Annotated in this window: 21 protein-coding genes; all 21 read right to left on the reverse strand. The window is 36.9% G+C overall.

Annotated elements, in window-relative coordinates:
* Nucleotides 1–186: 186 nt before the first annotated feature.
* Nucleotides 187–1,179: a phage lytic cycle repressor MrpR family protein gene (locus PAV_RS18490; RefSeq protein WP_005548910.1), complete on the reverse strand. Its 993-nt coding sequence runs from the start codon at nucleotides 1,177–1,179 to the stop codon at nucleotides 187–189.
* 199 nt (nucleotides 1,180–1,378) lie between these two features.
* Complete coding sequence (locus PAV_RS18495; RefSeq protein WP_005548912.1) at nucleotides 1,379–2,557, reverse strand: DUF262 domain-containing protein; 1,179 nt, start codon at nucleotides 2,555–2,557, stop codon at nucleotides 1,379–1,381.
* A 215-nt stretch (nucleotides 2,558–2,772) separates the two neighbouring features.
* Nucleotides 2,773–3,534 (reverse strand): peptidoglycan recognition protein family protein, encoded by a 762-nt coding sequence (locus PAV_RS18500; RefSeq protein WP_167549039.1) that lies wholly within the window; start codon nucleotides 3,532–3,534, stop codon nucleotides 2,773–2,775.
* Nucleotides 3,527–3,823, reverse strand: a complete 297-nt coding sequence (locus PAV_RS35555) for a hypothetical protein (RefSeq protein ID WP_005548915.1) — start codon at nucleotides 3,821–3,823, stop codon at nucleotides 3,527–3,529. Before PAV_RS35555 ends, PAV_RS18500 begins: the two co-directional genes overlap by 8 nt.
* Complete coding sequence (locus PAV_RS18510) at nucleotides 3,810–4,157, reverse strand: hypothetical protein (RefSeq protein WP_005548917.1); 348 nt, start codon at nucleotides 4,155–4,157, stop codon at nucleotides 3,810–3,812. The genes PAV_RS35555 and PAV_RS18510 overlap by 14 nt, the downstream gene beginning before the upstream one ends.
* A 144-nt stretch (nucleotides 4,158–4,301) precedes the next feature.
* Nucleotides 4,302–6,236, reverse strand: a complete 1,935-nt coding sequence (locus PAV_RS18515; protein ID WP_005548918.1) for a CBM96 family carbohydrate-binding protein — start codon at nucleotides 6,234–6,236, stop codon at nucleotides 4,302–4,304.
* A 24-nt stretch (nucleotides 6,237–6,260) separates the two neighbouring features.
* Complete coding sequence (locus PAV_RS18520) at nucleotides 6,261–7,481, reverse strand: hypothetical protein (RefSeq protein ID WP_157266979.1); 1,221 nt, start codon at nucleotides 7,479–7,481, stop codon at nucleotides 6,261–6,263.
* 95 nt (nucleotides 7,482–7,576) lie between these two features.
* Nucleotides 7,577–8,599, reverse strand: coding sequence for a discoidin domain-containing protein (locus PAV_RS18525; RefSeq protein WP_040736142.1), 1,023 nt, complete (start codon nucleotides 8,597–8,599; stop codon nucleotides 7,577–7,579).
* A gap of 216 nt (nucleotides 8,600–8,815) precedes the next feature.
* Nucleotides 8,816–9,943, reverse strand: coding sequence for a discoidin domain-containing protein (locus tag PAV_RS18530; RefSeq protein WP_157266982.1), 1,128 nt, complete (start codon nucleotides 9,941–9,943; stop codon nucleotides 8,816–8,818).
* A complete protein-coding gene (locus PAV_RS18535; protein ID WP_005548922.1) occupies nucleotides 9,900–10,439 on the reverse strand; it encodes a hypothetical protein in 540 nt (179 codons plus the stop codon). Before PAV_RS18535 ends, PAV_RS18530 begins: the two co-directional genes overlap by 44 nt.
* 14 nt (nucleotides 10,440–10,453) lie before the next feature.
* On the reverse strand, nucleotides 10,454–11,362 hold the full coding sequence (locus tag PAV_RS18540; RefSeq protein WP_167549040.1) for a hypothetical protein: 909 nt from the start codon (nucleotides 11,360–11,362) through the stop codon (nucleotides 10,454–10,456).
* Complete coding sequence (locus PAV_RS18545; protein ID WP_040736146.1) at nucleotides 11,269–11,808, reverse strand: hypothetical protein; 540 nt, start codon at nucleotides 11,806–11,808, stop codon at nucleotides 11,269–11,271. The genes PAV_RS18540 and PAV_RS18545 overlap by 94 nt, the downstream gene beginning before the upstream one ends.
* Nucleotides 11,809–11,855: 47 nt before the next feature.
* Nucleotides 11,856–13,031: a hypothetical protein gene (locus PAV_RS18550; RefSeq protein WP_005548925.1), complete on the reverse strand. Its 1,176-nt coding sequence runs from the start codon at nucleotides 13,029–13,031 to the stop codon at nucleotides 11,856–11,858.
* Nucleotides 13,032–13,090: 59 nt separating this feature from the next.
* Complete coding sequence (locus PAV_RS18555) at nucleotides 13,091–15,040, reverse strand: discoidin domain-containing protein (RefSeq protein ID WP_005548927.1); 1,950 nt, start codon at nucleotides 15,038–15,040, stop codon at nucleotides 13,091–13,093.
* A gap of 1 nt (nucleotide 15,041) precedes the next feature.
* Nucleotides 15,042–15,752 (reverse strand): hypothetical protein, encoded by a 711-nt coding sequence (locus PAV_RS18560; protein ID WP_005548929.1) that lies wholly within the window; start codon nucleotides 15,750–15,752, stop codon nucleotides 15,042–15,044.
* A gap of 34 nt (nucleotides 15,753–15,786) precedes the next feature.
* Nucleotides 15,787–17,895, reverse strand: coding sequence for a LamG domain-containing protein (locus PAV_RS18565; RefSeq protein ID WP_005548931.1), 2,109 nt, complete (start codon nucleotides 17,893–17,895; stop codon nucleotides 15,787–15,789).
* Between the two features lie 15 nt (nucleotides 17,896–17,910).
* Nucleotides 17,911–18,240: a hypothetical protein gene (locus PAV_RS18570; protein WP_005548933.1), complete on the reverse strand. Its 330-nt coding sequence runs from the start codon at nucleotides 18,238–18,240 to the stop codon at nucleotides 17,911–17,913.
* A gap of 13 nt (nucleotides 18,241–18,253) precedes the next feature.
* The gene (locus PAV_RS18575) at nucleotides 18,254–18,874 is read right to left on the reverse strand and encodes a hypothetical protein (RefSeq protein ID WP_005548934.1); all 621 of its coding nucleotides are present in this window, start codon (nucleotides 18,872–18,874) and stop codon (nucleotides 18,254–18,256) included.
* Nucleotides 18,875–18,952: 78 nt separating this feature from the next.
* The gene (locus tag PAV_RS18580) at nucleotides 18,953–19,495 is read right to left on the reverse strand and encodes a hypothetical protein (RefSeq protein WP_005548935.1); all 543 of its coding nucleotides are present in this window, start codon (nucleotides 19,493–19,495) and stop codon (nucleotides 18,953–18,955) included.
* A gap of 15 nt (nucleotides 19,496–19,510) precedes the next feature.
* Entirely contained in the window at nucleotides 19,511–20,128 is a 618-nt protein-coding gene (locus tag PAV_RS18585; RefSeq protein WP_005548936.1) for a hypothetical protein, read from the reverse strand.
* Complete coding sequence (locus PAV_RS18590; protein ID WP_005548937.1) at nucleotides 20,077–20,661, reverse strand: hypothetical protein; 585 nt, start codon at nucleotides 20,659–20,661, stop codon at nucleotides 20,077–20,079. The genes PAV_RS18585 and PAV_RS18590 overlap by 52 nt, the downstream gene beginning before the upstream one ends.

The raw sequence follows: 20,661 nt of genomic DNA on the forward strand, positions 1-20,661 counted from the left end.
ATTTATCCCCCATTACAATGATGTCTGCAACAAAATGAGAACATATGTTTGTATATTTATATGCCAATTATATCCCATACAATACTTACCGTCAAATTTTTGTTGCTATATTCTAGCTTTCCATTTGACAATTTATTCATCTCTTTAATAAGAAATAGACGTACTAAAAAACGCAATGGGCGTCGCTTAATCCATTGCGTTCTTTATCTCGTCTATTTCTTTAGGATATAGGGATCTGATCGTTTCTATATTCAAAAAATCACGAAGAGACCATTTATATTTCATATTATAAAAATCGCATACTTCTTCGATCTGCTTCCTGTCCAGGCTCCCATCTCTTTTTAAAATCTGTAGAGCCACGTATATCATACCGCTCCGCACAATATTTTTGGTAGTAAGAGCCTCGCTGTACTCCTCTAATCCATCTACTTTTTTAATCGTTTCCAGTCTATTGTAAATCGTATAAAACTTAACTTTATCGCGATTCTCTTCATTATTATTTATTGCACCTTTTAATATATAAGGTGAGTTCGGAAGCGGAATTGAGTCTCTAACTTTACTTGAAAAATCAATTCCTCCATTGGATTTATAATATAACTGCTCCTGATTCGTCAGTACCGCCATGCTAAAAATAAATGGATCTATTGGAGAAATGATTCGAGCGATATTTCCCTTCTCATCTCTTATATAAATTTTATTCTTATCGATGTCGAAATCTGAAATTTGTAAGTTAGTCAATTCCTTAACCTGGGTTCCTTGAATACCGTTCCATAAAGCTTCAATAATAAAACTATCTTGCTTATTCACTAATGAATGGATGATCGCCTGTTTTTCGTCATAACTTATATATTTTTTATACTCTTTCACAAAGGAACAAAAATATTCTTGTTTACGTCGTAAAGGATTAATAAAATTCCTTGAATAATTATGATCCATCGCCCATTGTATGTAGGAAGATAGAACATTACAATATGTTCGTGCACTCTCTTTTGTTTTCGGTTTGAGCATATTTTCAATAAAATCTTCAATTTCGTCATCACGAAAATCATATAAATCCCGTTGGAGCTTTATTTCTATATCTACTGCTTTTTTAAATAATCTGGAGTAGACTTCTCTTGTATCTAAGTTATCAAATTGCTCAAGATATTTCATTTTAATTTCTGAGTTATAAATATCCATCTCTGACCTCCTTTATACATTTTATTCAATGGGTATTAACTAAATAAAGTACTACTTATTTTTATTATATATGACACTTTAATTAAAAGAAAGGGTACTGAGCACCACCTCAATACCCTGACATGTAACTTTTATACATATTTAATTTCACACTATTCTGTCTCTCACATTCTAATTCATTTCGACATTTTGTCAACAATCATATGCATAGCGACGCATCCAACTGTACGATTGCTTCCTCTACATCCAAATTAGACTGAACAATAGATATAAATCGTTCTAAAGCTATTGACATTTCCGAAATTCTCTTCAGTACGTTCTCCTTTTTAGGTGCCCCTGCTTGACACGACTTCCCATATTCACTCTCTACACGATAACATGTAACCAAAAAGCTACGAATAAACTCACCGTATAACTCCGGTTGTAAGGATTGGTTCATCGCTTCCTCTGCACACCAAAAAATAATCGGTATATGGGTCTTTTTCAGTGCTTTTTTTCTTTCATTTGAATCGAACGAAACAAAAGCTTCCGTAAGATACATTGAGATCTTCTTTATTTTATCAGTAATGTTTTGATTCAAAACCCGCTCTTTTTTCTTTAAGTCAAGAACATATTCTTCAATATTTTTTGCACCGAAGCCCTTAATTTTAGCTACGCCCTCTTCAAACAGCATAAAGATTTGTAATATCATTTCTTGATCTACAAACCGAACTCTGGCACGTTTCGACAATCTTACATCTTCTTTGAAGAAATGCAGGTTTGACAAATCATTAATGGATCTGATTAAATCACTATGCTTCGCTCTTGTTAATTCTATTTTAGACAGGGGCGTCCCACTATTTTGCTTTACAAACATCTTATCGCGTTCTTCATCCGTCATATTTTCTATTTTGACGATGGTGATGGATTCATCCAGTATTTCATCTTGCATCTCTTGAGGCAGATCCTTGAATTTGCACCCTGCAATTTGATGACCATATACATCTTCTGTATTTTTATGCAACTTCCATGCACCGTCAATAAAGCTCATGATCGTTGTTATTCGTTGTTTTCCATCCAAAAACCACTTTTTCCCGTCTTCTGAATCCTGGATAAGCACGGGTGGAATATAATATCCATAAATCAAAGAATGGATTAAATCACTCCGCTGATGATCATTCCAGGTTGCATTCCTTTGGATTGCCAGATCGAAACGAAGAACAATCTCATCATGTTGATTCTGACTGATCAATGATCGATCTCTTCTCCACTCTTTATAAAGACTTCTGATCGTATAATTCCTTGTTGATTTTTCGATTCGTGTTTTTCTATAAAACCGCTCTGTATTCAGATGAGGTTGTTTACCTCGTTCATTATTGTTGGTAACAGCTTGATTCATAACCTAACTATACTCCTTCTTTTCAGAGTTAGACATGTTCAAAGTAATAAGAGGCATGATGACCATGCAATATAGAGTATAAATCTACTGTATTACTTCGTACTAAATTACATTTTTCTAGAGAAACATTATATCATTATAAACCTCATTCATGTATTACTTCTTACTTAGAATCAGCAGATATCAACTTCATATTATATATTGATGCCTATTTATTATTTGATTTTACGATATTCCATAATCATATACGCCCATACAGGGAGACTGTCTTCCACACGTGCTTTCCAATAGTCAGGACTAGAAAGAATCCCTTCCTTCGCTAGTCGGTCAATGGCTTTATGTGCTTCTGCTACTGCAAGTTTGTCCAATTTCTTCACACCTTTCGATTCTCCATCATTTTTACTCACTTGAGTGCATGATTTCAGTTCATTTTGCACATCTTGAATGAAATGCTCTTTACGAATTCCCATGAGCTTTAAAGCATTTTTAAAAGGATCCACTTTGCGATCTGGATCCAATTCATCATGTCCTACTATATGTTTGTGGGGATCGAGATTGAATGTATGGCACAGATATGCATGATACCACACATACCGTTTGTAAGCTTCTTGATTATTAACGGAGCCTCTCTTATACGAGAAGCATAACTCTACTCCAATCGCAATATCGTTTGCGTCGCCCCCAAATAATTCATTATCCCTCTTTACGTTATATCTTACATGCCATGCTTTTTCGGGCTTAGCTGTTGTGGCTGGAATACACTCGATAATTTGTTTATCGTCAATGAATGTATGTGCGGATGCGGACATTTCATTGTGCGAGTTTTCGTAATATTTTACATTTGCTGAAGCAGTACTGCCATCATTGCCGGTATCATGGCTTACGATAAACCCAACATAGGGCATTGGTAACCCTGGCCGTCTTTGTGTCTTAGGTGTAAGGTATTGCTTACCAATTTCGTATTTCATTTTAAACATCATTCATTCCCCCGATACGATATGTGTCTTGCTTATGGCAGACTTTCAGCCCTTGTTTCAGAATAGTTATTTTTTGATTTTTTTTGCCGGGCGCGAACGCAAACGATTCCACACATTTAATGCCTGTAAACGCCCCCAGCTCATAAGCGAGCAGCATCAGCATATTGTCCGATATGTCCCCGATATGCCACGCTTGATACAAAGCCATGCTTAATGTGCAAAAAAATCCGATAATAAGTGCTGAAACTTTGGTTTCATCCAACGACAATCCATCTTTAATCCATTTCATGTTGACCACCTCGAAAAGATTGCAGCTCTACACGCAAGTCATCGACTTTTACTTGCAGTCTTTTATTTTCTAAAGTCAGTTCGAGATTTGTTTTGTGAAGCTGTGCGACTTCCTCGCTGAGTACTCGAATCTCTTCTCTTGCTTCCTCCAGATCGGTTTTATAGCTATTTATAATCTCTTTCAGCTCTAATCTAAATGCTTTCTCATCTTCGCTTAATGCCTTTCGGTCGCTAATCGTAACATCCTTGCGATTAGTACTCTTTGTTGCAACGAAAGTAAATATAGCTGTTACTAATGCTGTAATAACCGGAATCAGTACTTGCAGTGCCTCCAAACATAACCACCCTCTTGCTTGCATGTATCATTTTATTTCTAATCTATAAAGTGATAAGAACTCGAAAATTTCATGAAAAGAACATAAAAAAGAGGAGGTATGACGAAACCTCCTCTTTGCGTTTTAAGTTGCGATTGCTTCATTCTAAACTATGAAATAATAGGCCCCGCCTGTTTGAGATCTAATGCCAAATCTTGCATGCAAATCATTAACATCTCTTTGACGACAAGTCGTCTGAGACACAAGATCTACGTCCGCTTGATATCTTCTAAATAGGTATCCAAACAGTTCTGGTCTACTGCTCGTCATCTCAGCCTCAACTTCATGGATTGCTTTGATATCAATTGTGGCATCTATATCCTTGTACACATTGACCGTAAGAACCGAATCGATTGTTGAATGACCCCAAACATCAATGCTAGACTCCAGATTGGTCACGATTTGGGCTAATACGGTTGCAACCAATTCAGGGCTGCTTGAAGCTATGCTTGTCTCGATATCCTCATGCTCATAGACTTCCATATAGCTATCTAAATCATTTTCGCCCTTTATATAGATAAACATCTCTGCATGCAGCTCTGGTCTACTGCTCCAAATCACGGAAGATTTATCATCATATTGTTCTTTCGTTGGCACACCAATGAATGCTGGAATATCATCATATTCTAAAGACTTGGCCTGAATGATTCCTTCAAAAGAATCATTGTAACTAAACACTTCCATGACTGCACCGAGTTCAGGCTTGTTGGACTCCATTTGCGATTCTATATTTGCCCGCGGATCATCCTCGACAAAAGCTCTAGTCTGTAATGTAGCTTGGAGAAAAGCATTCTTATCGACAATCATTTCAGATTGGAGCTCAGGTCTATTCGCATCCATTTGAGTCTTTACGTCAGAAGATTGCAGTAACGATCTAACCGTCAAGCTTGCATCTCGATAGCTTTTAGCCGTTTTATATACAAACATAGAAGAATGGAGTTCCGGTCTAGCTACATAGATATCAGCATCGTAGTCCATAAGCATTGGTACATTCCCCTGATGCACATAAAGAGAGGAATCCAGCCAGCTGAATCCGATATCGCTCTTAACGTTAATCCTAGCATTAAGGTCGCTAAAACCACGTCCAATGACAAACATCTCAGCGTCGAACAGGTATCTAGATGCCGTATAAGATTTAGATAAATCAATATATTGTACAAATAGTTTTGGCTGCTTATGCCCTAACTCCCTAGTGAAAAATGTTACATACGAGTTCGCTTGCGATCTGATGCCTATACCATAATTCGGTTGTTCGTCACGATACCATTTTAGTACAATATCAGTCATGTCTACTTCGATATATCGCTCTTTTTTATTGTAAAGGAACTTGTTTGTTATCAGACCCAGGGGCATTGGAGCATTTGCTGCTGTGATACCGATTTCATTCCAGAACTCTTTATTTGTCGTAAATTCGAGATCCATGCCTTCTACTTTATCATCAGCACAATATAATCTTAACGTAGCCTTTTCAATCAGTTTTTCTGTACCTAAAGCATGCAAATCAAATTCGATAAAGGATTCGAAGTTTTCAATATTTACATAGTCCCTCGTATCCCTACCGACAAACATTTGTTTTTCAGTGCCCCAGTTCTGCGACTGATACCTGACACTATCTCTCGTAAAAGCATCTTTTACAGGTGCTATCTCTTGAATAATTCTAGGCGCCTCGAACAGTTCATAATCGCCATACATTCGATTGTTGGGCGCTACTTCGATGACACTCTCTATGAAACTCCCGGCAATCGCCTCAATTGTGGACTGTTTATCACTAATCCCCTTATACATAATCATCGCAAACGAATCTAACTCTGACTTGCTTTGTACGCGGACTATGAGAGAAGCGTTCAAATCACTATAGGCTTTCTTGTATACAAGCATGTAGGATTCTATATCTAAATACTTGCCCGTATACAGTACATATTTGCCGGCCATTGTATTGACTGGTTCATCGTAGTGTCTAACATACATGCTTGATTCTACATCATCATGCGCATAACCTACCCAAAGGTTCGCATTAAAATCATAAACTTCCTCCTGCACCTACCATCACTCCATTGTATTGGACTAGATTTTTTGAGCCCGCGCTCTAATTTCAAATTTTCCGCTCGGAACCGAATTAGCTGTCAGCTCAGTGGCCAATCTGGCAAAGAACTCCACGGATTGATTGTAGTCTAGTATTGTATTCCAATTCAGCACTTCTTCTGACGTGAATGGGAATTGCTCCTTCGATAATTCGATTCTAACTCCGTTAGGTAAATCAGAATTCATTCCCTTCACTTCAATATTCGTAACCTTGTGACCATACATGTTCGTTAACGTAATTTTGTTCTCTTTCGAGATCTGTCCTGCAACGAGCGTACCCGTATTCCAGTATTTCAGGATCTCCCCGATATCTGTTGTATAGTACTTTCCTAAGTTGTCGCTAAACATCAATCCCGCATAGGTTCCGATAAAGTGAGTCGTCCATGAGTCTACGCTGCCCCAATAATCTTTGAATTCAACAACAAGAGTGTTCTTCTCACCAATTTTGACTTCCGTGTTTTTAATATTAAGGGCAATTGCCTCAGGAGAACCATGTAGATTCGTAAACTCGCCCGAAAGCGGATAATAGGGTTTGTCATTAAGGAATACACGATATTGAACAAGGCCCAAATCATAGTCACTTAATGTTCCTGACAGTTTGTTACCGACAAAAGAAAGGTTGATGGTTGAAGTTGTATTTAAAATATAGAGAGATGCATCACTTACACGCGCCCCTTTCATGTAGGTATTAATGCTTGCCTTTACACTATCGACATCCACAGATCCCTTTTCGTTTAGTTTTGTATCGAACATAAACCCAATTTTAATAAACCCAAAAATAGCTTTAGTTTTGAAATCCTCAGTTCTTAGCGATTCGAATTCCCAAGTTCGCATTCCATTTTTCTTCATATCATTTTCGTCAGTGATATCGAGACTCTTCCATTTCCCTTGACGATAGGATTCCCACTTCATGCCGTTGTCGAATGATACAAATAATCGAATGTTGTCTTTATATTCTTTCGTTAGCTCTATCGTATATTTTTCAACATCGTCATTTATGGAGATGTTTCCTAATGGAATAGAAATTTGACTCAATGGTGTGAATTGAGTTTTCACTACACGTCTTGACGCATTCTTTGCAACGTAAAGGATGTTGTTGTCTTCGGACATATCGGAAAGTAAATCGTGCGTATATCTCAGCAGTTTAACCTTCGAGTTACTAGCAGAGAGTAAGCTCCAATCTTCCTTCTTAATCTGATTCAAATCACTTATCCCATGTGCATATACAAAATTCATATGTTTTGGTTTTGAAAGTTCGATCCACCCACTATCAATTAGATGGAAGAGTTTAATTTCCCTTAAAGCAACTCCAAGTACAGACCCATTGTTCTCATAAAATCTCCATCTAATTTTTTGTATTGATTCGTATTTGGAAAATGATAGGTTCGAACTTCGTTTTTATTCCAATTCACTTCGTTTCTGCGTTTATCCAGCGTTATCCATCTTGAACCATTCCAGGCTTCCAAATCCCATGCTCTTGGTGACTCGCCTACGTTTTCTTCTCTGGATAGCAATGCGTAGCTATTAAATATAGTTGGGCTAACAAATTCATAAGACAGCCATGACCTTACCTGTGTTTTCGCCGTAACCCATGCTGTATTGTTTAATCCGTCAAATACGCGAAATGCTTCATATGCCCCATCATGTGGACTTGAAGCTGCAATACCATTTGAATTATTTGTTGTCATGACAGGTACTAAACTTGTAAGACTTTTCGTTTTTTCACCCAAATTAAATGTTTTATACTTGTTATCATGGTGAATTAGAAATCTCTCACTGCTTGCTTCTTTCCCAATTATTTTTTCTAAATCCAGATATGCTATATTCACATCACCTTTTGTAAACAACATGTAAGAACCAATCGAACAACAACCTGTAATGACTGATCCATAATTGTATAAAGTAAAATTCAATTTGGAGAACTCTTCTGCCCCAAAATTCTCATAGTCAGGTATTTTAGCATAATAAACATTTGCCGGAGAACTTCCTTTATATACAGATACAATAAAAAATCCATTTGTTATTGTTACTCCTGTTGGATAACCATCTGTAAACGATACTACAGCCAACTCCTTACCTGTTATTGTATCGAAGCAATAGACACTTTTTTTATAGTCTGTCATATATAATAGGTTCCGTTTGGCGTCAATGTAAAATGAGGATGCAGCCTTTTCAGAAATGTTGACTTCTGGTTTAACCATTGTCTTTAACGTTTCGCCAGTCTGTATATCAATTTCCTTTATCATGTATGGGTCATTAGCTAATCTGACGAATAACTTTGCTCCATCTGTACCCAGGCCGCTTCCCCACAGAGGACTCATTAGTTGGAGCTTTCTTTTCATAGTCAAGGAATAAAAGTCTAAAACATATATGTAGTTTTTATTTTACTTTGGTTATTTGGAGCGATAAACACTTCACCATTTATTCTCGCAATACCGTCACATCCTTCGGGCAATACAGTGCTAATATTCCCTTTAATCCCATTAAAGCTGTGCGCGTATAATCCTCTTCCCATTTTTAATCACACCCCTATTTGTTTACCTAAATAACTCCCTTGTATTCTTCAAATCTACTTCTAAGCTATCAATATACAATCCATCCACCTTTTCAGAGCTGTCATTTGCGAATTGCTTTTTTTCTATTTTTTCTGCAATAGGGTTAACATCACTATACTCCAGCAGTTCAATGTCATTCCCCTGATATTCATCTAGTGGAGAGACTTCTGTTCCCAACTCAACTTCTGGCTTCCCATCCTCAGAATAGATACTTAATTCAACGTTATTTTCAAAATAATCAGCTAATGATTTCTTTTCATTATCCTCGACAATAAACTCAACCTCTTCTGCTAAAGGATTTTCTGTATACTTCAAGATTTCAAATTCATCACCAACAAGATTTGGAAGATATTTTCCTTTTTCCATCTCTTTAATTAAGACTGGCTGACTTTGAGGAATCTCAGTGAAAATTTTCACTTCAAAGTCGCCATCTAACTGACTTAATTCCGCTGCTGACAGAGCTTCTACTTCACTTTTAGACATACCGTATGTTATGAAGTCCTTGTCTGTTATATCCCTGCCGATTGTCTCCCAACCTTCTTCGACAAATTTCATTAACCCAATTCGCTTAACACCAACTGAAAAGTCATATGGTGCTGCTTTATGATAGCCATCTCCAAATTCAATTTTATAATATTGATAAGTTGGCTTTATTTTTTCGAAATCCACATACCTAATGTGACTACCATTCGATGAATTATAATCATCTCCATTCACACCTATCGAATTACTATCACACTTATAGAGTTGCGTCCAATTGTTGTTATCGTTTGAGCCAAGAAATGTCCAATACTGGATTCCGAAATTGACACTATCTGCAATTCGTAACGCTTCAAGCTCAAGTCTATCTATTGTTGTAGGCACTCCAAAGTCATATGTAATGAATCGTATTTGATTTTTACCATTTACGCTCACCCAACCAGAATCGACCTCATTGTTAAAAACTTTCCACAAAGAATTGGGGTGATTTATATGTGTGTCACTACTATAAATATATTTGCTATTTTCATTGGCTTTAGATAGATCAATATATTTTGGTAATTGGTATCTTTTATATTCACCCGATTCATCTATGAATAAAATTTTTCGGTTTTGTTTCGTATGTTTCAATTTCAAATTCTATCGGGTAGTGCATTTCCCATGTTGCATTAGCTGGATAATTATAAATATCAATAATACTACCATCCGCGATTGTTTCATAATTTACTTTGAGGCATCTTGAGTACACCCAAGGAACATAAGTTCTATACCAACCTCCTTCGGCTGGAACTTTAGTGTTTTGATCGAAGATGATTGCTAGAAACGTTTCTTTAGGACAGGTGATATCAATGCCCTCAAAATAATAAATGTCATCCCCATATTTGCCGTCATTAATCAGCTCTCTAGCTAAGAGTATTTTATATTCTCTGTGCCTATTTGTCTCTTGCAGGATAGCAATCTTCATTTTTGTTTGGACGTTTGGTAATCCTCTAAATTTAATCGATTTCAATCTGCATAAAGACAACTCATTGATTGGAATTTGGAGAAAGTACATTTCTGTCTCAGTCGTAGTTGTATATACTTGTACAGGGTGTTCGAATCCATGCGAATAAATTTCTTCCTTCATTTATTTCACCTCATCTAACTTGATTTCTTGTACATTCTCTCTTGCTTTAAACTGATAACTAAAAACTTTCCCCATCCCCAACGCCTCATCTTTTTACTCCAAACAAACTCTTTGTTATAGGGCTTGTCGAATTCTATCTTCTGTCCTTTTTGCATACCATATTTCGCGTAATCGATCGCAGATACATTTTCAGTTAGCTCCGCTACGACATATTCGTACTCTCTTTTTGAAATGATATTTTTAAATCCTTTAGGCATATATTTAGCTTCTGCTTGTAAATCAACCTCAAATGATGAAGAGCCGCCGCATCTTATAATTGGTATGACTGGTTTGGGTAACTCTCTTACTTTTACTTTCCCTATACTCTTCCCATCGACAATAGCTTCGAAAATGTTGTTATCTAAATCCATTGCTATTCCAATTCTTCGAACACCACCCACTAAACTAGATGAAATCACAGTTTTTTCACCAATTTTCTCTGCTCCATAAAAATATAAGTTTTTTGCATAAAAATTAAATAATAAATTATTTACTCCCCATGCCCCATAGTCGTCAGTGTGTTTAGCAACTAATCCAATACTAAGGTCAAGATCATTATATTTAGTGAACTCCATGTACAACTTTCCACCATAATAATCGTCACCAAATAAGATATACCCTCCTCTTACTAAATATAGACGAAAAATACCATGTATAGAAGCAAGAGAACGATTTTGTAGAAGCTTGAATCGATTTCGATTCTCATTAATATCATCGAAACTGAAACCTACAAATGGATTTTTAACTCGTTTTGTAACAGCTACATGCTTGCCATCGAATTTCCGCTTAATTAGGCTTCGTTCATTCTCCATGTATTCATAGCACTGAAAGTCTGCAATTGAATATTCCGATTTTCCATTCCAATCACCTTGTTTCTCATACATATAAAGAACAAGCATCCTATATTTTTTATCGTTTTTGAATGTCCATTCTTTTTTTCGTGTTCCTTCCATGTTTCATTTTTTATATCCAACAACAACGTACAACCAATCCAGGTTGGCTCTTCGTCCACTTGCTTCAGACCAAACGTATTCATCAAATTCAGTGTATCATCAGGTACTCCATAGAGCCTAAAGCTCTTGGGAGACTTTGACGTATCAGAAGAGGAGGTCATTGATATCTTTCGGGGGGTATATTCTGCTGGAAATTGGAATTTAGCATGTACTTTTTTAAAAGTGCTACTTGCCCATGCGGTATTCTTGTCTCCATCACACATGTTATATTCGCTGTATTCATATTTTGGAGTATAAAAATAATCACTAGTAGCAATCTCGAAATTAAACTTAATTCTATATTTTTCGTTAAATAATGGAAGTATTGGTACAAACATATTCACACCTCATCAAAAAGAGCATCACAATCAAATTGTAATGCTCTTTATTTCTTTTTTTTATCCGTAAAAACCTTTGAGAAAACATTGCCATTACCATATTTATTTTTCTCTTTTTGAACAACTTTTTTTAGCACTTGACTTGTGCAGTGGTATTCTCCATTTTTCATGCCATATTCCTTATAATCTTCTGGTGAAGATGCAGATATCTCTTTAATATAGGATTGATATTCAATTAGCTTGATATCATTTATTTGCACATTAGTATTGTTTAAATTTAAAAACGTGATTTTATATAAACAATAAAATTGGGAGTTATCAAATTCCTTTCGAAGCTTCCCAAAATCATTAATCAGTATGGCTTTGTATTCAAATAAAAGATTCCATTCTTTATTAATTTCATCATATCCCTCAAATGTGATATGTGCGTTTATCTTCGCCTTTGACTGTATTTCTACAGCATTAATCAATCTAGGTTTCTTAAATTCAATTTTTATACTTGGGTGTGCAAACTGCAAACTACTATTATCGACCGAAGCATAGAAACAGCCATAGTCACCAATTGAATTGTTTTTAAAAACGTGTTCAATCGGGTACTCTGCTGAATACGCTTTATATGCATCAACACTGTTAATTTCGTTGTTAAATTCTTTCTCAAAGAAGAGTGGAATTGCACTGACTTCCTTATTCTCTATAGTAAAACTTTTTGTCACTCCATTCGCTTTCTTTTCGTTTAAAATGAAGTATTTTTGATCGTCAGCTAGTTCGGGTGTAGGTATTGTTATTAATCGAAGAGAATCCTTGTTAAAGAACTCATATTCAGTTGGATTTATGATGTAGGTCTTTACCAATTCATCGTTTGTATTATAAAACTCTACCTTTAGATTAGATTGTACTGCATATCTCCCCGCAGTATCTAATTCAAATTTACTGATCGTTACGGGATCTTTAAACACGATTTGCATATTGATTCTAGCGTCATATTTATCGTTTATCATGGAATAATACCCATCATTTAATGCATCATAAAATGTCTCGCTATAGCGTGCCATTGAATCTAAATAAGCAATTTCAGTCTCAAACTTCAAATTACCACTATTTGAAATTATTCTTCCAAAATTAATTTTAGCCCCTTTTTTATCATAAAATCTAATCCTACCTATAGTCGCTACAGCTGAAACAGTAGTTGATATATCGCTGAACTTAACTCTTTTTATAAGCAATTACAAACACCTGCCTTATTTCAATTTCAGTTTGTACATATTCTGCAATGTCGAAAGGTCTAGATCACATTTATATATACTTCCAGATCCAAGATTATTGCTAAATGTTGTATCGATTTTATCGATTTTATTTTTCTATCTAATTTCGACAAATCTGATAAGCCCTCACTTTTAATAATCTTTTGCGAAGGCATTGTTGTAGATAACAGCTTCCAGTATGGATTAATTTTTTTGTACTTTGTTGGATAGAGATTTAGATACTGTATAGCGATATTTTTAATATCACTATTGTTTGAAATGAAGATAAATTTAAAGAATCTGTATTTCACATCATTTCCTATTGTAAATACTTTTTCTTCATTTTGTTTCCAATAAACTCCGTTACGTTTTTCGATTAACGTCCAATCGTCTCCTTTCAGTGAGCCATACAAATTCCAATCTCTTGGAGATGGATAAATGTCCTGTTTAACCGTTGCATTGGCAACTGGAAGTGTATTTTTTCCAAAATTGTATTTCATAACGTACCCGCCAATTGTTTTTTCCGTTCCTTCTCCAAAATCAATTGTAATTTCTACACTTGTTTCTCCATCAGAAGACACCCAAGAATCAGAGGTACCATTGAACAACTTCCAAACGCTTGAGCCATTGGTGGCAGTGACCTTTATTTGGTGTTGTGTGCTTGTCAGTGTAGAACCATCTTCAATGAATTCATCAATCAATGGCGCAGGCTCAAGTACCTGTTCACTCCCCAGATTATAGGTTTTATACTGACCATTCACATTAAAGAAATATTGTTTTTCATCTATTCGTTTCTTTGGCTTGAGAATAAGCATAGGTCTGAACCCTACGCCAGTCATTACATCATTCTCATATTTCTTTCTAGCATCAACCACTCCGAATGCGCCTGCATCTCCGTTACCACCACCTCTAATAACCACACCTACTGATACTCCATGTGCGGGCGTATTAGTAAAAGATGGGTATTTCAAATTCCAAACTGAATTGTCTCCTATCTTGTCCATTACACCATTCAAATCTGAGTTGATATACTTGTCCCACTCATTATATTCAATAAATCCCTCATCTTTTTTTGCATTAGAGGTAATTGACGTTAATATAGGATCAAAGTCTTTGAGCTTGTCATTGGTCTTACCTGTTACGGTTTCACACATTTCTATGTAATTCAACTTGAGCGATTCCTTTGTTAAGTTAACATTAGAAGTCCCGAATCTCATTCTCCAAAACTGATGCTTATATGGGTGTTCATGATTGAAGTTCAATACATGCCAAATATTGCAATCATTAGCGCCGATTTTTATATCTAACTCCTTAGCTAATCCCCAATCATTCCCATCATCCGAATATTCTAAATACAACTTTTTTAAATTGTAATATTCCGTCCAGTACCTATTTTCAAATACGATATTTACTCTTTGAATTGACACTGGTTCTTTAAATTGATAGCCTATCCACTCTTTATCAAAGTTTGTATCTCCAAAACATAACCCTGTAGCCCAATATGTACCTTTTGCGGCTGTTACTCCAAATGCCTTTTGGCCTCCGTACTGATCAACATCACCATTGAGACAAGACGACCAGATCGGAGTACCACCAACACACTTATTCTTGTACAAAACGGACTCAAGATCGTGATATGAAGTGCCAATTTGCATCAATCCACCTCTTGCGTCATAAAAATTCCAAGGTATCCGATATGCTATATTTCGATCTGCTATACAGATGATGTCACCATTATTCTTTATATCAACAACAATAAATTTAAAATATCCATCGCCATTAGTAGACCAATCTTTGTTAATCTGCCGTTTTTCTGTTTCATAATCTGTATGAACTGCAAGATCACTTAATATCCATCTATATTTTTCCTTGCTTGAGTAATCGGTCTCATCAACAATTTGTTCGAATTTTGTATCTATCGTGTAAGAGTTACACCAAAAATAATCGCCCACTTTAAGCGTCTGTAAGTTATTATTCAATGATAAGGACATATTACTTCACCTCGTAAAGATGTCTAAAGTCAAATACTGGTCTGAATCCAATTTTATTAATTCCATATGAGGCCCGTTTTGCTACGTCATATTTTTCAAAACCTGCACCATTAAGATTTCCCCCTCTTGTTATACATACCTCTGGGTTTAAATAATCAGTGCATTGAGTAATTGTTTTATAATTAAAATGATGCCAGACATCATGATCATTAGCTTTTATTGTTCCGTTTAAATTAGAGTTAACAATATACTTGTCATACTCATTATCTATCGGGTATGCACCTAATATTGCCTTACTTGGGTCGTTTTCTATGCTTCCTTTTTCATTTATTAGACCAACCCCCCCTGTTAAGCATCTCATATATCCGTATACTCCATTTAACGTCATGGCTTTCCCTTGGATGTAGTTGTTATCTTTTGTTCCCTTTAATTCGTTGTAGGAAATGATGGTTTTAATGACTCTATCTGCGATAAGAAGACCTTCATCTACCTTAATGAAGTAGAAAATCCCTCGTGCAGAGTTTATCTCTGCACCACTATAATCAATTTCGGGAATCGCCATAAAATTACTTCCTGTTCCTACCCACGGACTTACACCACCAGTGAATTCAAATGGAGATCCATTTTCATAAACTTGCATACAAATGTAATCCCCCACCTCCATTTCTAAAATGAAGTCCCGCTCTATACCATCCGTATTGGGCTTCGCCATTAACCTTCACCTCTCAAATAAATTGCAATTTTATTTATCTTGGATACGCTCTTATTCGATCTAACCTCTTTATATGTTTCGCATATATCTTTGTGGACACTGTATATCCCTTATCCTTATAGCTATCATCTATAGTCAAGTCGTGTTGTTCCGTATAATCTACCGTTAGAAGTCCCTTATCAATTTTTACGTATTCGGTATTGTCATAATCTATCATTCCGTTAAACCCTTCAACCTCCGTAACCTTTCGGCTGCTGTTATCTGCTTGAATGATGATTTTAACTCTGACATATCGTGATTTTGGACTGGCAATCGTATTGTTTCCACTAAGCTTTACATATGGACTCCATATGCGGTTATCATGAGATGTTTTTGTAAGAATTGTAACTTTAGCTCCACCTACAATTTCTTGAACACTTACTAAATTTTTAAATGCGGTATAGTTATCAACTAAATCAATAACTTCGGATTCCCACTCACCATTTCTGGCTAATGCATGAGTTAGTTTTTCAAAACCATCCAACTTCGGAATCATGCCGTTTGTAATGATCCAAACGTTTTCATCCCAATTCTTAAATAAGTTTGCATCTTTTAATTCTCTTTCGGTTTTAGCAGCATCAATGAATGCCGAACCATTAATTACAGAATGATTATATGTATTGTAATCAGTGTTATAATAAATGTTTGTTCTACCGGCATAACTGTATCCGACGATTGCTGCTATTGTGTTACTTTTTCTGTTTCCTATTAATGTTCCTTCAATAATGATATTACTGAGTTGACCAGCCGAATAATACCCTGCGAGAATGCCTATAAATCTCCCATTTATAGATTCACTCGTGTCTATGTTTACATTAATATACATATTTGTTGCGGTTCCCCCTGTAATTGTTCCAAATACACCGCCATAGACATTCTCAACATTTGCTTGTTTTGTCTTTAATTTGCCCGTTACAACCACCCTATCTACAACACCCTTATTAAAATTAGGAGTGATGACTCCTTGCCCTGCAAAAGAAGCTTCAATGTCTACATTTTCAATGAATAAATTCTTCACAACGCAATTATCATTAAGAGATGTAAATAATCCAGTAGGGACTCCACCTATCTTTTGTGTGAAATTCAACAACTTATACCCGTTTCCGTCTAGACAACCATAAAAATCGAAACCATAATATCTTCCTTCCTCAAAAAGTCCGACTTTAAAATCGATATTTTTTGTTAGCTTATAATAGGCGTACGGATTCTTCCTCATATAAAAAAAATCATATGCATCTCGGATCAAATAAGGATCTGCTTCTGTTCCTTGTCCTTTATGATCCGCAGCATCTGACTCTTTAATTTCATAAAGCTTTTCCAATTGCAACTTACCATCATCAACAAAAGTGTTTTTACATGCACCTTTGTCAAAATTGATAGGCATGCCGATCTCTTCAACCTTCTGCCCTGACAACAAAGCAATTTCACCATCTACAAACCGAACGTTGCCAACTGTCTTCCCATTGTTTTTAGTCTTTGAGTAATCCTTAACTTCGTCAGTTTGAATACTGCTCTTTTCAAATCTCCAGTAACCGACTAATCCTGTTTCCGAACCAGTCAACACTTGAAAACGATCTGCACGAATTTGGGCCTCTAATCTCGCGAAATTCCACAGTCTTACTTCGTCCAACTTCCCTTTGTAGTCAACTCCAAATCTAAACTGTGTAGATGTTGTTTCAAGGGGAGTCTTATTTCCATAGCCAACGACTGCTTCAAGCTCTTGTTTCATGCCGTTTACATAAAGCGCAATTCCCTTTGTTAATCCACCGCCATTATACGTAAGAGCAATATGATACCAATCGTTCCAGGTTTGAATGACTTCATTTTTGGTTGCAATCATCTCACCGCCAACACCAACTGCCATCTTGCCTCTCGTAGTCGGATCGTTATTAAGCGGATTGATAATGACCTCTATCTTCTTCATGTTTGGGCTATCATCACCATACCGAACAGGAATCATCAATTTAGAACCGTTATCTTCTGGTTTCATCCAAAAATCAATCGATCTTGGATTATCGCCTGTTGGAAGTCCAGCAGCGCCCATCTCTACATACTCGCCAGACGTTCCGCTAAAGTGGATTGCGCCATCATTTTGAGTAGCCATTAATAATCACCTCAATCAATTAAAAATCAAGCTCTTCATTGTCCCTCCAAAGTTGTCAATAACTCCGCCGCTCTGATGTTCAAACACCACATAATTTACTTTCCCATCGTCATTTAACGCTCCTCCCAGCAGCACATCGATAGGAATGGTTTGCTGCGCAACCTTCTCGCTCAAGGCTTGTACAAGCGCCGAAGAATGTTTCTCTCGAAGCGTATGGTATACACCCTCGTCCAAAGTAATAGAAAATGAACTACCGTCTACATCGAAAGTTAATGTATCGTTTATACCTTGCGTGATTTTTACATCGCCTCTAATGTCTTTTGTCCCCCACACTAGTTCTGCCATATCTCTCATCTCCTTATTTCAATGTCCAAGTAATATTCGTGCTATGTCCCTTTTGCAAAGGTGATTCAATCTCGTCCACAACTATGCCTCTGCGTTGAATTACAATCTTGCCGTCAAGTTCCTGATCAGAAGCAATTTTAAGAGACATATACGCTTTATCCTGATAAGGAATGGATACAATCGCTTGAAAGTTGAATATAATTCCGTCCAAACTCAACTTCTTTTTATACCCGAAGTTGTACTGCGTAATCCGGTTCGTAAACATTCCGCAATCCGTCTGTTTTTGAAATGGATTTGCTTCACTCACCGCGTCCTTATAAGAAATAATGTCATTATAGAACAGTGATCTTCCATTCAAGAGAAACTCTTTGTCATTCTCTACATAGGAAATTCTAAATTCTTCGCCGTTAATATTAAAAACTCCGTTTGCCGCTTCGAAGAATAGTTTGGAGCTATGGCCAATCAAGCCGAAACGAAGAAGTTTCATTCTATCAATACTATAGAAGCGATACGGATCCGATTCTTTCGTTTCTAGATCGTATTCACATAAATGTGTCCCATCATAGTAGTCCGCCACCCAGATAAAATCCTGACCTAAAATCGGATGCGTGCCATTACTAGTTGTAAAAATCATTACATATACCTCCACAATAATTTGCCTGCCAGATAAAGAAAAAAGGACAGGCTCTTACGAGCCCGTCCTAAATAATCTTTATACAAATCGATAGGAAACGCGGATTTTAAAGTTCTGTTTGCCTGCACTTGCAGCCAGCGGAACCTGTGCCCTTAAAGTTACAGTTACAAAGTTACCGCCTGAATCAACTTGATTGCCGTTATTATTTATTCCGAGAATCTCTTTGGCACTAGGTATTACTGGCGTAATTGTCGCACCTGCGTTATTCTTAACGGTAGGCTCCGTAGTACCGATCGGCTTGTTTCCTGAGCGGCCAATTTTGGATGTGTCTGCTTGGAGATCCGACTCTGCCAATGAATCGACTTGTGCATGGAACCAATCATCTCTGACAACCTCTACAATTTTTCCTTGTTTGTCGCCTGTACCGCCATCCATATCCCGTGTCGTGATATGGCAGTCCTGCATATTCGCTACATCTGTAGCCCCGCCTCGGTTATTCCAAATATTGAACGTAAATGCTGGACCCCAATCCCCTGCATCAACCACTCCAAAGTCGAAGGGTGCCACAATTTCACTTGCATGATTAACATCATACCATTTAATAATCGGTGCTGTTGCCATTTGAATCAAACTCCCTTATTGTGTAATTTTTACAATAACCTCAATTGTAATGTCTTGGACATCTCCGCCTAGCTGGAGAATTTCCAAGCGAAAAATATCGTCTTTCGCCACGTTTGCGACGTCAACTTTCCTCAATCCATCGTCGAAGTGTTCTCCCTTGCGAAATACAATATTTCTGGAGAGTACATCCGACCAATTGAGCATATCTCTGCTCTTCTGTAGCGTGATCTCGGTGCTCACCTTCGAATCTATACTGCCAATCATTCCTCGAACATTGACAATCTCCCCTTTGAAGGGAAATCTAGCATGAATATGCTGGACGCCGATATCCGGGAACTGAGGAATCACGAAAGTAATGACTCTCTCTTTAAGTCGATCGTCATAGGAATGTAGCTTCGCCCAATCCTCCTTGGACATGAGACCATTAACCCCTTTATTGGCTAACGGAATATTGCCCCCTAGCAAATCGATTGGAACCCAAGACTTTCCGTCCCAGCGGTATCGAATCCCGGAGTCGTATACTTGAACCGTCCAACCAATTTTCGGATGCGGATAATTGCTAAAAATTTGTTGATACGTTTTTACATATGGCAAAAAGACGAGTCGTGTTGTCTCGTATGCGTCATTCGCCATGTCTGTTGCTGTTTTTGATTCCTCGGTACTTTTTTAGCATTTGTAGTGGCCACTTCAGATTTAATGATCGTCTGCAGCAATTCATCTCTGAGCTCTTCATAATCCTCTGTTTTGGCACTGACATCCTTAATTTTCACATTAGCGCGATCGATGATCGTTGCAAGGGACTCGACAACATCATTCATCTCGTCTTGGTGATAAACCCGGCTAGACGGATATTGGATGAATCCTCTTCCCTTGTAGGATACATTGACGGCATTCGATTCTTGGGATGGATGAAATTCGATAACGCCCGTTGAATAATTGACACTGAATTCATTCGGCTTAATCGCCTTTTTCGGTGTTCCTTCATAGTTGATTTCCATCAATCCGGCTATTTTCACTCGCGTGAAACGATCCGGTATTTCAGAAAGTATGACCTTGTGATTCAGCACTTTCAAATATTCGGCCCTGTCGATATAAGGATCTTCATTCGTCCCCTTTCTCCATACGATATGTATCGGATCCAGGTACCCATAATGACTGTACGGCAT

This window comes from Paenibacillus alvei DSM 29 (assembly GCF_000293805.1).
GTDB lineage: Bacteria > Bacillota > Bacilli > Paenibacillales > Paenibacillaceae > Paenibacillus_B > Paenibacillus_B alvei.

Bases quoted from the DNA above. Each gene is read 5' to 3' on its own strand.
- PAV_RS18490 (WP_005548910.1), bottom strand. From the start codon at position 1,179: ATGGATATTTATAACTCAGAAATTAAAATGAAATATCTTGAGCAATTT.
- PAV_RS18495 (WP_005548912.1), bottom strand. From the start codon at position 2,557: ATGAATCAAGCTGTTACCAACAATAATGAACGAGGTAAACAACCTCAT.
- PAV_RS18500 (WP_167549039.1), bottom strand. From the start codon at position 3,534: ATGTTTAAAATGAAATACGAAATTGGTAAGCAATACCTTACACCTAAG.
- PAV_RS35555 (WP_005548915.1), bottom strand. From the start codon at position 3,823: ATGAAATGGATTAAAGATGGATTGTCGTTGGATGAAACCAAAGTTTCA.
- PAV_RS18525 (WP_040736142.1), bottom strand. From the start codon at position 8,599: ATGAGTCCTCTGTGGGGAAGCGGCCTGGGTACAGATGGAGCAAAGTTA.
- PAV_RS18535 (WP_005548922.1), bottom strand. From the start codon at position 10,439: ATGAAGGAAGAAATTTATTCGCATGGATTCGAACACCCTGTACAAGTA.
- PAV_RS18540 (WP_167549040.1), bottom strand. From the start codon at position 11,362: ATGTATGAGAAACAAGGTGATTGGAATGGAAAATCGGAATATTCAATT.
- PAV_RS18545 (WP_040736146.1), bottom strand. From the start codon at position 11,808: ATGTTTGTACCAATACTTCCATTATTTAACGAAAAATATAGAATTAAG.
- PAV_RS18555 (WP_005548927.1), bottom strand. From the start codon at position 15,040: ATGTCCTTATCATTGAATAATAACTTACAGACGCTTAAAGTGGGCGAT.
- PAV_RS18560 (WP_005548929.1), bottom strand. From the start codon at position 15,752: ATGGCGAAGCCCAATACGGATGGTATAGAGCGGGACTTCATTTTAGAA.
- PAV_RS18565 (WP_005548931.1), bottom strand. From the start codon at position 17,895: ATGGCTACTCAAAATGATGGCGCAATCCACTTTAGCGGAACGTCTGGC.
- PAV_RS18570 (WP_005548933.1), bottom strand. From the start codon at position 18,240: ATGGCAGAACTAGTGTGGGGGACAAAAGACATTAGAGGCGATGTAAAA.
- PAV_RS18575 (WP_005548934.1), bottom strand. From the start codon at position 18,874: ATGATTTTTACAACTAGTAATGGCACGCATCCGATTTTAGGTCAGGAT.
- PAV_RS18580 (WP_005548935.1), bottom strand. From the start codon at position 19,495: ATGGCAACAGCACCGATTATTAAATGGTATGATGTTAATCATGCAAGT.
- PAV_RS18585 (WP_005548936.1), bottom strand. From the start codon at position 20,128: ATGGCGAATGACGCATACGAGACAACACGACTCGTCTTTTTGCCATAT.
- PAV_RS18590 (WP_005548937.1), bottom strand. From the start codon at position 20,661: ATGCCGTACAGTCATTATGGGTACCTGGATCCGATACATATCGTATGG.